This is a genomic window from Nostoc sp. FACHB-888 (genome assembly GCF_014696655.1).
GTDB lineage: Bacteria > Cyanobacteriota > Cyanobacteriia > Cyanobacteriales > Nostocaceae > Nostoc.
The window spans coordinates 1-12,292 of the sequence record NZ_JACJQM010000030.1 but is presented as its reverse complement, the minus strand read 5'-3'; the positions used below and the strand labels follow the sequence as shown (position 1 = coordinate 12,292).

The 12,292-nt window shown below is 41.0% G+C and carries 12 protein-coding genes and 1 pseudogene; 5 read left to right on the top strand and 8 right to left on the bottom strand.

Features of this window, described 5'->3' with window-relative positions:
* Nucleotides 1–95 precede the first annotated feature (95 nt).
* The 4 genes and pseudogenes from H6G26_RS19150 to H6G26_RS19135 form a co-directional block, all read right to left on the bottom strand.
* Nucleotides 96–395, bottom strand: a pseudogene (locus H6G26_RS19150) (DUF2887 domain-containing protein).
* A gap of 40 nt (nucleotides 396–435) precedes the next feature.
* On the bottom strand, nucleotides 436–1,434 hold the full coding sequence (gene tilS, locus H6G26_RS19145) for a tRNA lysidine(34) synthetase TilS (RefSeq protein ID WP_190730769.1): 999 nt from the start codon (nucleotides 1,432–1,434) through the stop codon (nucleotides 436–438).
* 85 nt (nucleotides 1,435–1,519) lie between these two features.
* Complete coding sequence (locus H6G26_RS19140; protein ID WP_190730768.1) at nucleotides 1,520–1,873, bottom strand: KGK domain-containing protein; 354 nt, start codon at nucleotides 1,871–1,873, stop codon at nucleotides 1,520–1,522.
* A 92-nt stretch (nucleotides 1,874–1,965) separates the two neighbouring features.
* Complete coding sequence (locus tag H6G26_RS19135; RefSeq protein WP_190730767.1) at nucleotides 1,966–2,274, bottom strand: KGK domain-containing protein; 309 nt, start codon at nucleotides 2,272–2,274, stop codon at nucleotides 1,966–1,968.
* 332 nt (nucleotides 2,275–2,606) lie between these two features.
* Between H6G26_RS19135 and H6G26_RS19130 the strand changes: the two genes are divergently transcribed.
* Nucleotides 2,607–2,801, top strand: a complete 195-nt coding sequence (locus tag H6G26_RS19130) for a hypothetical protein (RefSeq protein ID WP_190730766.1) — start codon at nucleotides 2,607–2,609, stop codon at nucleotides 2,799–2,801.
* 77 nt (nucleotides 2,802–2,878) lie between these two features.
* Here the strand turns inward: H6G26_RS19130 and H6G26_RS19125 are convergent, their stop codons facing one another.
* The 3 genes from H6G26_RS19125 to H6G26_RS19115 all read right to left on the bottom strand — a co-directional run bounded on the left by H6G26_RS19125 (nucleotide 2,879) and on the right by H6G26_RS19115 (nucleotide 7,177).
* Nucleotides 2,879–4,948 carry a prolyl oligopeptidase family serine peptidase gene (locus H6G26_RS19125; protein ID WP_190730765.1) on the bottom strand — a complete coding sequence of 690 codons (2,070 nt, stop codon included), beginning with the start codon at nucleotides 4,946–4,948 and terminating at the stop codon, nucleotides 2,879–2,881.
* Nucleotides 4,949–5,282: 334 nt separating this feature from the next.
* The gene (locus tag H6G26_RS19120) at nucleotides 5,283–5,498 is read right to left on the bottom strand and encodes a DUF2839 domain-containing protein (protein WP_190730764.1); all 216 of its coding nucleotides are present in this window, start codon (nucleotides 5,496–5,498) and stop codon (nucleotides 5,283–5,285) included.
* A 116-nt stretch (nucleotides 5,499–5,614) separates the two neighbouring features.
* Nucleotides 5,615–7,177 carry an ATP-dependent DNA helicase gene (locus H6G26_RS19115; RefSeq protein ID WP_190730763.1) on the bottom strand — a complete coding sequence of 521 codons (1,563 nt, stop codon included), beginning with the start codon at nucleotides 7,175–7,177 and terminating at the stop codon, nucleotides 5,615–5,617.
* Between the two features lie 144 nt (nucleotides 7,178–7,321).
* On the opposite strand from H6G26_RS19115, the gene H6G26_RS19110 reads away from it, so the two are divergent.
* Both H6G26_RS19110 and H6G26_RS19105 read left to right on the top strand, forming a co-directional pair.
* Entirely contained in the window at nucleotides 7,322–8,284 is a 963-nt protein-coding gene (locus tag H6G26_RS19110) for a M48 family metallopeptidase (RefSeq protein ID WP_190730762.1), read from the top strand.
* Nucleotides 8,285–8,746: 462 nt separating this feature from the next.
* A complete protein-coding gene (locus tag H6G26_RS19105; protein ID WP_190730761.1) occupies nucleotides 8,747–9,172 on the top strand; it encodes a hypothetical protein in 426 nt (141 codons plus the stop codon).
* Nucleotides 9,173–9,399: 227 nt separating this feature from the next.
* Here the strand turns inward: H6G26_RS19105 and H6G26_RS19100 are convergent, their stop codons facing one another.
* Complete coding sequence (locus H6G26_RS19100) at nucleotides 9,400–9,957, bottom strand: Uma2 family endonuclease (RefSeq protein WP_190730760.1); 558 nt, start codon at nucleotides 9,955–9,957, stop codon at nucleotides 9,400–9,402.
* 102 nt (nucleotides 9,958–10,059) lie between these two features.
* Between H6G26_RS19100 and lysS the strand changes: the two genes are divergently transcribed.
* Nucleotides 10,060–11,745: a lysine--tRNA ligase gene (gene lysS, locus H6G26_RS19095; RefSeq protein ID WP_190730759.1), complete on the top strand. Its 1,686-nt coding sequence runs from the start codon at nucleotides 10,060–10,062 to the stop codon at nucleotides 11,743–11,745.
* A 156-nt stretch (nucleotides 11,746–11,901) separates the two neighbouring features.
* Nucleotides 11,902–12,240: a hypothetical protein gene (locus tag H6G26_RS19090; RefSeq protein ID WP_190730758.1), complete on the top strand. Its 339-nt coding sequence runs from the start codon at nucleotides 11,902–11,904 to the stop codon at nucleotides 12,238–12,240.
* Nucleotides 12,241–12,292 lie beyond the last annotated feature (52 nt).

Genomic DNA, 12,292 nt, shown 5'->3' with positions numbered 1-12,292 from the left:
TTGGATTTTGGATTGAGAATTGCCTTCGGCATCTGGGTTGTATGAGACCTGTAGATAAGCTGGTAAACAGCGATCTCGCGTGCGTTTACTTCTACCTAGGTGTTCTGTTGTGCAGCAAACCGCAAATAAATGCGCTGCACTTTATCGCTGGTTAAAAAAAATCGATAAGTTCTTGTATTGCTAAGTTCTAAACTGCGTGATGGAAAAATTACCACACAATATCAGTCATGATATTGAGACTGATTCCGGTTCAAATACATCATCGCTTCTTTACTGAGTCGATGATAAAAAGCTTCGTATTTCTAAAATTGAACTTCTGCAAAAAAGATAATTTTGGGTTTTACACCCTCTGGAGGCAAAAAGACCCCATCAATGCGAAAAGCAGTTTTTTTCACCTCAAGCGAGTTACTTTTTATACAAAGTCTATATTCAAAACTATTTCAAATAGATCCAATCGCCTTCTACTTGAGCGATCGCACCACCAGGAAATGGATCAGTTTGCGATCGGTTTGGCGCAGTAATTAAAGCCGTTAATTTCTCGATGTGTTCAAAACTAGGAGCATCAGTAAGTATTTGATGTAACACCTGACGCATCACCCGACGTTGCAGTGCCAATGGTGCTTTCTGCAATACCCGACGATTTAATCTCAAGGGAAGAAGAGTAAAGGAATCTTCTTCATCCCCAATGCCCTTTTCCATAGCTTTTTCTCGCAACTGCTGGGCAGCTTTTTCTAAATATTCCACTTCTGCTTGGAGAAGTTCTGCTGTTTGGGCTAAGGCTGATTCTACTTGGGGATTGAAATTTTCCCGCAAATATGGTATTAATTCTTGGCGAATGCGGTTGCGGGCATATTGCAAATTTTGATTGGTGGAATCTTCCCAAATTGGCAATTTAAATTCTTGACAAAATTGCTCTGTTTGTGTTCGAGTAATTTCTAAGAGTGGGCGCACTAGCATAATGTCTGTAGTTAGAGGGCGTTGCCAAGTTAGGGCTTGTAAGCCATCAGCGCCAGTACCGCGAATTAAGTTGTAGAGGAGAGTTTCAGCGCGATCGCTTGCGGTGTGTCCTGTTACTATATATTGATAATTATTTGCTTTGGCAATCGCACTTAAAGCTTGATACCGCCAATCGCGTGCAGCAGCTTCACTATTTATAGGTTCGTTCGCTGTTTCTAAATAAAAGGATATACCCCAACTTTTAGCTAAGTTTTCTACATGATGAGCATTAGCTTGGGAGTCAGAACGCCAGCGATGATCGCAGTGGGCAATACCTAAATCCCATCTCCATTTGGATTGTAAATCTAAAAATAATTTTATTAAACACAGAGAATCTTGTCCGCCAGAGACAGCGATTAATAGACGCTGGTTGCACTCAAACAAGTGGCGCGATCGGATGGTGCGATGTATTTTTGCGTGTAATGGAGTCCATACCATTTTAGTTTTTTACCGCAGACGGACACAAATAATTGTCTCTTACATCGGTGTATATCAACGAGTGTTGGCAGTTACGATTTGAATATTAATTTTCACCTTCCTTGAGTTGCTGTCGAAGGTCGTCGAGTGGAGACCTTTCTTGATTGATATCTAAGCCATTATTTTCTTGGTTTTCTTCAATTTCAGCTTCATCGGGGCAAAATTCTAGACGTACTCTAATTTTGCCTGTTCGCCATTGTTGATTAGGTATTAAAACATAACATTCAAATCCTTCATCAAATACTTTTGACCCTGATGATGTACAGTGTTTTGACCAAAATTTTTTTACTTCTCTTAAAAGCTGAAAGACTATTTGAGTGCGGGGCAAATTTTCAAACGTTTCCTGGTGAAAATGCACAACATCTTTTTCAGGATTGAGAGGTTCCCATTTATTATTCATAATCAAGCTCCTGTAACTAAATTTAGTTTTCAAGAGAGACAAATTAAAAAATAAATTGTAATTGATAATCAGATTATCAATTACAATTTATTTTAGTTTTCTAATTGTTTGAGTTTGTTAAAAATTTCATCAAGTGGTGATTCTGATTCATCAGGACAAAATTCTAAAGCAAGCCTAACTTTTCCTTTTTTCCATCCCTGAGTACTAAATTGTAAAACTTCACAATTTAATCCTTGGGTATACAAATTTACTTCATCTGTCTCATCTGCTCCAATATATTCCTTAATTGCTGTAATCAAATCACAAACTTTAAAAGTTTTAGCAATATTTAACTTATTAAAAGTGTCTGGTTCTATAGACACAACTTCATTGTGATTTAGTCTCTCGAATCCATCTTCCATAAAATTCTCCTGTCGCTAAATCTATACTTTCCAGTGATATAACAGTTCATCCGAAATAAAATGATGATTTTGTAGATTTAGTACTGCTCAGTATAAAAATTTACGACCGTTTGTTTTCACGAGGATGGAATAAATACATTAATTCAGCCCCTATAGCAATCCTATCTGAGTTGTGAAAAATATAGATAATGGAACGAACCGCCTTCTCTGCGAGAGGCTTCCGCCAACGCGCAGCGTCTCGTTAGAGAAGAACGCAAAGGGAAGAAAGAACAAAGAGACATATAATTTTCACAAATGATTTAGGACTGCTATAGTATGTCAGTACCGAAGTAATGGTACGTTTATCTATTGTTAAAATTGCTCCCACTAACAAGATTTGGGGGTTTCTCCAAACTGGTTTTGTAGACAGCCAGCAAATTGCATTACAATACTGGCTATTTCAACAGGTATTGTTGTGTTCACATTTTAACTCACCTATTGATAGTCATATCCACCGATTATTGCAGATATTTTCCGTTGATTCATAGCGAAAATCTCACGCAAATACGCAAATTTTTTTCTTAGCCACTTGGCATATTTGCATGAGATAATGAATCATATTATCCTAAACTTCTACATCCAAAGTACGCACCAAAAAAGCCCATTTATCTGCGGCTTCTTCGATAATTTTAGCTGTAGGTTTACCCGCGCCATGCCCTGCTTTAGTCTCAATTCTAATTAAGACTGGCGTATCACCTATGTGAGCCTCTTGCAAAGCGGCGGCAAATTTGAAACTATGAGCAGGGACAACGCGATCGTCATGATCGGCTGTGGTAATTAAGGTTGGTGGGTAAGCTGTATCTGCTTTGATGTTGTGTAGTGGCGAATAAGTATACAGCGCTGGAAACTCTTCTGGATTATCTGCTGAACCATATTCGGAAGTCCAAGCCCAACCGATGGTAAATTTGTGGAACCGCAACATATCCATGACGCCGACTGCTGGTAACGCTGCACCAAACAAATCGGGACGTTGCGTTATACAAGCACCCACCAATAAGCCACCGTTACTACCACCTGCGATCGCTAGCTTATCTGTCTTAGTATACTTATTAGCAATCAACCATTCAGCAGCGCCAATAAAATCATCAAAGACATTCTGCTTTTTATCCTTCATTCCTGCTTGATGCCATTCTTCGCCGTATTCTCCACCGCCGCGTATATTAGGCATAGCATAGACACCACCCATCTCCATCCACACCAAAAGACTCACAGAAAAACCAGGTGTCATTGAGGCATTAAAACCACCATAGGCATAGAGATAAGTCGGGTTATTTCCATCTAACTTTATGCCCTTTTTATGAGTGATAAACATTGGTACTCTAGTACCATCTTTGCTATGATAAAAAACTTGTTTCGTCTCGTAATCATCAGGATTAAAATCTACTTGTGGCTGACGAAAAACAGTACTTTTACCAGTTATCATATCGTAGCGATAGATAGTTCCTGGTGTGGTGAAACTGGTGTAAGTATAGAAAGTTTCGGTATCATGACGCTTACCTCCAAAACCTCCGGCTGAACCGAGTCCAGGTAATTCCACCTCACGAATAAACGCACCTTTGAGGTCGAAGATTTTAATTTGGCTGTGAGCATCTTTAAGGTAATCAGCAACAAATTGATTATTAAGTATCCCGACACTTTCCAACGTTTCTGCTAATTGGGGAATGATTTCATACCAATTTTCTAGTCTGGGGTTTTTGGTGTCAATTGCGATAACTCTTCCCCGTGGTGCATTTAAATCTGTGCGGAAATAAAACACGCTATCATCATTATCGATAAAGCTATAATCTGCCTCAAACTGGTTAATTAGCTCTACGACATCAGCATTAGGGTTAGTTAAATCTTTAAAGAAAACTAAATTTTTGGAGTCAGTACCTAGCCAAATTGAAATTATTAGATAGCGTCCATCTTCAGTAACACCGCCACTAAAACCCCATTCCTTCTGGTCAGGACGATGATAAATTACTACATCTTCTGATTGGGGTTTACCTAGTTGGTGATAGTAGAGCTTTTGATAATAGTTAACATCTTCTAATTGAGTTTTTTCATTCGGCTCATCGTAGCGACTGTAGAAGAAACCTTGATTATCATGTGTCCACGATGCACCAGAAAATTTAATCCACTTCAGATGGTCTTGCAGGTCTTCACCAGTTTCGACATCGCGTACTTTCCACTCTTGCCAATCAGAACCAGAGGCGGATAGACCGTATGCTAAAAGTTTACCATCCTCGCTAATAGACAATCCTGAAAGTGCAACAGTGCCATCTTCTGAAAGTTTATTAGGGTCGAGTAAAACTTTGGGTTGGTCGTCAAGGGCTTTCAGAGTGTAAAGGACACTTTGGTTTTGCAGTCCATCGTTTTTAAAATAAAAGTAACGTTCACCTTCTTTAAAGGGGATACCATATTTTTCATAATCCCAAAGTTTAGTGAGGCGTTGTTTAATTTTTTCTCTAGTAGGAATTTCGCTCAAGTAGCCAAAAGTAATTTGATTTTGTGCCTCAATCCAAGTTCTTGTTTCTTCAGAGTCAGGATCTTCTAACCAACGGTAAGGATCTGCGACTAAAGTACCGTGGTAGTTATCGACTTGATTGCTTTTGTGGCTGGATGGGTAGGTGAGGGGTTTTTTAGAGGAGGGCATAATCTCAGGTCAACAGTGCTTCTTTACATACTACAAAGATAGACCTAAGACGTGGAGCATATACTAACTAAGCCTGCGGGAAAATTCCAATTTAAGACCAGCTCTTTCAAGGTGGTGAAATTTTTGGACAATGATTCCTCTTTTCTCTGTGTTCTCTGCACCTCTGTGGTTCTATAAATTACTTTTAAACCGCAGAGACACAGAGAGAAGAAAAGAGATTTTAGGAGTTACGTATTGACAGGAAATACCAAATATGTTGATTTTGAAATAATCACATCTGTCGTAGGGGTAAAGGGCATTGCTAAACCCCTACAGCGCTGGTCTATAGAAGCATTTAGTAGACTACTTGCCACCAACCGAAGGCTGGGCCAATAAAACGGATAGTTGCCCATGCTGCAACCATAAGGAAAATACCTATCCAAGCACCACGACTTGTCCAATTGACAAATAATTCGGCTTGGGTTTTTGTGATGGGAAGCCAAGGCAAGATGCGAGCCTCTTGACCGTATGTTTCCCCTTGTGTGGCTTTACGACGCTTTGCTTCACCCATAATCAGAAACTCAAATTTTTTAGGTTCTAAATTTATCTTGCCAGGAATCATGGCTATAGAGAGGCAATAAATCACATTACCTTTATAAAATGTAAATTAGGCATTGGGCATTGACCTTAAGCGGAATTTTCCTCATTGGTATTAGAAAACAGACTGGGGTCGAGATAGTTGATGCGGGCCAGAGGACTTAAGGCAGCAAGAATTTGAGCGCCGTAGCTGCGATTAACTACACGACTATCAAGTAAAGCAACAATACCTTGACTTTCTCGGACTGGAGCGATCGCTCTTTGTAATTCACTCAAGGCAGCTGGCAACAAATATAAACGAAACCAATCTTGATGCGATCGCTTATAACGAGCTACCCTACCAGCTACCAGAGGATTTTCTAAAGATGGTAAAGGTAAAGTAGCAATAATTAACAGATGGGGTGCTGGCAAGACTCGCTGATGTTCTCGCCAAAATTCCCAACCGCTAATCAAAATACCATTTTCATCTAAACAAGTTTTTTCTACTTGCACCCGCGAACCAAATTCTGAAGCCAGAATTGTCGCAACTTGAGCCTTTAGTGGGACATCTCCCACCAAGACAACCGTTAACCCTGGTGCTGTAGCACTTAGACAAACCAGTGTGCGGACTTTGTGAATAAATGCCGCTTGAAATTCTGGCGTGTTGGGTAGGGGCAACTTATAAGGTACATAGAGTTGAATTGCTTCTGCTTGATCCGCAGAGAACTTCAGGCAAGTTAAATCGTCCAAACCAAGGCGCTGTCGGAAAAGAGGAGCCTCAGTTTCCGGTTCGATAGCGCTGCCAATTAAAACTACTGGTTGTCGCTGCCAAATAGGTGAAAGTATTTCACCTAATTCCATTGGGGCGTAGTGTAAAGAAAATAAACCTTGTCGATGGGCAATAGTCGCCCAGAAGAGGGCAGGGGAGGCAGGGGAGGCAGGGGGGGAAAGATTTTCATCAAGGGTTTGAAATTGCTGCCAGAAGTTTTTCCAATTATCTGGGAGGTTGGCTTGATCTAAAGCTAAATACAGACGACGCAAAATTTCTATTTCTGGCTGGGAAATTAGGTAGCACTGATATGGATTGACAGGATGCTGAAAAAGTTGATGTGTAAGTTGTATCCTTGCTTCACGAATTACCTCGGCTTGATTTGGGCAAGCCAGCATGAGTTGCTCCCAATCATCGGGTTGAATATCTTGGGTAAGTTGATGACGCACCCAATCTTCTAGATCATCTACCCCATCAATAATTGTGGGGATGCCTTGGGGAAAGCGATCGCCACCAGCAAATTGTCCTTTTAACCAAGCTTCTGGCGAGGTCAAAAGTAGCCCTTGGAACTCAGCACTAGGCCAAGCATCACCTGTCCTAATCACTTTGTTGGCTGGTAGCCACTGCTGTAAACGGGGAATTTCCACCCGCAGCAGAAGTTGCTGCACCGCTTCTTGAGCAACAATAATTACAGGGCCATGCCACATCAGGGCTGATGCTATGAAACTGGTGCGATATCGCCCTTGATAGCCACAAACCGCTCCTACTTGAATTAGGGCACTACGTCCTAGGCGCAAGGCGCGTGCTACCAACCGTGCCATCGTCAAATGATGGGGCCAGGAAGGGAACCCCGCCTGCGATCGCAAAAAGTTATGTAGTGAAAAATGAACTTCTGCTTCAATCACACGCTTTTAATTCCATACAAAGTGATTTTTACTTCCAATTGCCCCACTTCTATTATTCAGTTTTCAGTTCTCAGTTACCAGTTACTAGACTGTTTACTGATAATTGTTTACTGATAACTGTTCACTGACCCAACACCCTGAATTATGCCAACTTACACAGGAATTTCCAGCGAAGCCTTCAGACATCCACTAGATCGCCAAGCCGAGCAAGCTTTACGAAATTTACCAGGATTTGATTTAATTGCTCGTAAATTTGTGGAATTTATCTACGAACGCCCTCAGTTAGTCTATCTAATGGGTAACACCATCCAAGTCGGGCCGCGTCAATATTCCACTATTTACCAGATGTTTCGGGAATGCGTCCGAGATTTGGACATTTACCCAGAACCGACACTGTTTGTCTCGCAAAATCCCCAAGCAAATAGCTATGCGCTGGGGCAAGAGAATCCTTACATAGTCATAAATACAGGGATACTAGACTTACTAGACGAAGCCGAGATTCGGGCGGTGCTAGCCCATGAACTGGGGCATATTAAATGTGGTCATACTATTTTAATTCAAATGGCGATGTGGGCGATGAGTGCTGCTTCCGCCTTGGGAGAATTAACCTTTGGCATCGGTAATATTGTCACACAAGGTTTGATTTACGCCTTTTTTGAGTGGCGGCGTAAAGCTGAGTTATCGTCAGATCGCGCCGCACTACTAGTCATGGATGACTTGAATCCCGTGATGTCAACGATGATGAAACTCTCTGGCGGTAGTAACAAATATGCCAATGAATGTAGTTTACAAGAGTTTATCAAGCAGTCAGAAAATTATCAGGCACTGGATGAAGATGGACTAAATCAGTTGTATAAATTTTTGATTTACAATGGCGCTCAGGGTACGCTATTAAGCCATCCTTTCCCAGTGGAACGCTTGCATTACTTACGGGCGTGGGCAGTATCCGAAGAATACCAGCAAATTCGCCGAGGAAATTATCAGCGATCGCCTGCTTCTGGATCAGTAAATGTTGCAGCAGAAGCTGCCGCCAATGAAACAGAAGCTTTACGCCGTCAAATTGAAGAATTACAACGCGAAATCGACAGAATGAAAAGGTCTGAGTAGTTTTGAGTGCTAAATGAAGTTATATATAATAGTGCGTTAGATTTGCCTAATGCACTATTTATATCTCTTTTAGCACATACTTTGTCTGAGGGATTTCCAGATATTAAATTTAGAAATTACACATTGACAAATAGTTGATATTATGAATATAAGCCAAATTTCTGTGATAGGTGTTCTAAAATAAAGTCACGAGCTAGTTGCAAGACTTAGGCATTGACAGATTAACAGAAATAAGCAATCAAGTGATGATTTTGTAAAAACTTGAATTTGAGTTTGGATTTTAGCAAAAATAATTCAGTTAAGTTTGCCATTCTAGTTTTTTTGGATTCCCTTAAAGCGGATAATATTTTTTAGCTGAACTACCATCCTCTTGGGGGTGGATAAATTCAAGATTCAAAATTAAAGACTTGAAGATTGCTTAACTATATCTCAGCATTAAATTAGATGTAGGCATTTCTGAATATGGCAATTCACTTGACAAAACGGGTTTCTGTGTTCGCTGCTATTCTAGCTCTTGTCCTTTCCATGCCGGGAATTGCCTTAGCTGCACCCGTTCAACTCCATACTACTTCTGGTGTTATTTCCGCCCAAATTACCAAAACTGCAACCTACTCCACCTCGTCGGAGATTAATCTGACTCCCTTACAACGCCAAGAACTCCAGGCTGTGCGTCAGAGAAGAAACAGGGAAATTGAGGCAGTCTTAAACACATCGCAACGTGCCCAACTTAATCGCAATCTCCGGGCTGGTAATAATATCAATCAAGCCCTAGAAAAACTGCATTTGCAACCAGAACAGCAAGATTTTGTAAAAGCGATCGGGCAATTTACTAACTTGAAAATGAAAGCTATTTCATCTAGGCATTCGCTAACAGTAGATCATAAATAAAGGTTTGACTCGTACATTGAATTATTGAATCGTTGTCATAGAAGATATCAATCATATTTTCTATGAAGTCTTTTGGATAAAATGCGATCAAGCGATCGCACTTTTTTTATAGGTATCTTACTCACTATTGCCCAATATGCTTGTATTAAGACTTGATCCTCCCTAACCTTCCTTTTTAAGGAGGGAATTTTAAAGCAGGCCTATGAAGGAGTCTAAAATTGCCAAATTTATGGAAACATTTGACTAATATGGATTTCAATTTCTGGAAATGCAATCAAGGATAACGTTGCATCCTCCTGCAAAATCAATTGTTGATTGTAGCCTTGCAAAAGTGGTTCGCGGAAAACAAAAATTTGACGCTGATTCACATCCAGAACCCAGTAATCAGCAATTCCTGCATTAGCATATAAAGGTGCTTTCTGTTTGCGATCCGTTTCTAGCGTTGTATCTGCTACCTCAATCAATAAAAAGATTTCATTGGGTGCAGGATGATGATCAATGTACTTTCGCGCATCAATGCGGACAACGGCAATATCTGGTTCAGGTTCCGAGTATTGGCTTAACTGAATCGGATCTTGCACCCGAACTAAGGCAACTTCTGCTAGCGATCGCTTGAGATAATCAGACGCACACAGCGTTGTCGCTGCATGAGGGGGATTTTTGGCACTCATCGGGATAACTTGCCCATCAATCAGTTCCACCCGTTCATCGGCTGTGATAATACCCGTCTCAAGCATCCGGTGATATTCATCTACATTCCACAAGCGCACTCTAGTTTGTGTCATTGTATTTGGTTAGGCGATATTATCATCTGCAAAGTGCAAATATCTCTTACTCTCAACTTTTGCAGCATCTATAATTAATCTTGCCCTATTTAGTTCGTTACCATGTCGGAAGAAGATATCCGGGCCGCCAGGCTGGAGAAAGTAGAACAACTCAAGCAGCTAGGGACTAATCCCTACGCCTATCGTTGGGAGTCTACCCATCATGCAGCGCAGTTGCAAGAAAAGTTTGCTGATTTAGCCAGTGGTGAAGAAGTTGATTTAGAAGTTGCGATCGCTGGACGCATTATGGCGCGTCGCGTTTTTGGTAAACTGGCTTTCTTCACCTTGCAAGATGAAACTGGCACAATTCAGCTTTATTTGGATAAAAATCGCATCCAAGAAAGCATGGCAGATATTGATGCTGATGCCTTCAATCATTTAAAACAACTCACAGATGCAGGCGATATCCTGGGAGTTAAAGGTACTATTAAACGGACTGAAAAGGGCGAGTTATCTGTCTACGTTAAACAATATACTATCCTGACTAAATCCCTGTTGCCCCTACCCGACAAGTGGCATGGATTAACAGATGTTGCCAAGCGCTACCGTCAGCGCTACGTTGACTTGATTGTTAACCCGGAAGTGCGACAAACTTTCCGCCGTCGCGCCCAAATTACTGCTGGTATTCGCCGTTATTTAGAAGAACAGGATTTTCTGGAAATTGAAACGCCAGTTTTGCAAAGTGAGACTGGGGGTGCAGATGCGCGTCCATTTATCACTTACCACAACACCTTAGAAATGGAGTTGTATCTGCGAATTGCCACAGAACTTCATCTCAAGCGGTTGATTGTAGGTGGTTTTGAAAAGGTGTTTGAATTGGGGCGGGTTTTCCGTAATGAGGGAATTTCGACTCGACACAATCCTGAATTTACGACAATTGAAATTTACCAAGCCTACGCCGATTACAACGATATGATGGCGCTGACTGAGGGGATTATTACCACTGTCGCCCAAGACGTACTCGGCACATTGCAAATTACCTACCAAGGGGAACCTATAGATTTAACACCACCTTGGCGGCGAGTGACAATGCACGATTTAGTTAAAGAATTTACAAGCTTGGATTTCAATTCTTTCCAAACATTGGAAGAAGCAAAAACAGCAAGTAAAAATGCTAATATTCCTGGTGTCGATGAAGCGAAATCAATTGGTAAGTTACTGAATTTAGCTTTTGAAGAGAAAGTAGAAGCTAATTTAATTCAACCTACCTTTGTAATTGATTATCCAGTAGAAATTTCGCCTCTAGCAAAACCCCACCGTTCTCAACCTGGTTTGGTGGAAAGATTTGAGTTATTTATCGTAGGGCGAGAAACTGGGAACAGCTTCTCAGAACTTACAGATCCCATCGATCAAAGAGAACGCCTAGAAGCCCAAGCTGAAAGGAAAGCTGCTGGCGACTTAGAAGCCCAAGGTGTAGATGAAGACTTTCTAACAGCCCTTGAATACGGTATGCCGCCTACGGGTGGTTTAGGGATTGGGATTGATCGGTTGGTAATGTTATTAACTGATTGTGCCAGTATTCGGGATGCGATCGCCTTCCCATTACTCAAGCCTGAAGGCAGCGTTATTAAGCAATTTACCTATGAGCCAAAAACTCAAACACTGACTATTGAATTTGATAGTGGAAGTGTTTACGAGTATTTCAAAGTACCTCCCAGTGTCAAGGATGACTTAGACAATGCACCGTCTAAAGGTCAATACTTTAACAAGTTCATTAAAGGGAAATTTAAGTTTGAACAGTTGAGTTGACCTACTTAAGCATATAAACAGTTGGGTGCGTTATGGCTTTGCCTAACGCACCATTTTTATTACCTAAGTTGCACTCACTGATTCTATATGATATTCCTTTAAAAGAATAATATGATTGGCATTCTTTATAAGGAATACTATACTGTGAGGTAGGAAGTGACCTGGACTTGGGAAGTTTATCTAGATGTCAATGGGGAAATCCCCAAAGATTTACTTGCTTTTTTCATCAGGATGATTCCCGAAGAGGAGCAACCAGAAAATCCACCAAAACCGTTACTGAGTGCTTCCGAAACCAAGCGTCTACAAGTTAATCTTAGATACCTGTGCGACAAAGGACTTGCATCACTTACCAGTGGCATCTTTGAGAAACTGGAAGATGATTTGTATGAGTTACGGATGACTAAGAGCGAACATAATCCACGGTTTATCTTAACCAGGACTTACGCAACTGGCACAAAATGTGGGCGGAGCTTCGCTCCACCATGCAGTAATTGAAATCAGGCCAAACACATATGAACGTCTGGGCGTTTTAGTTGCTGAATTAAAT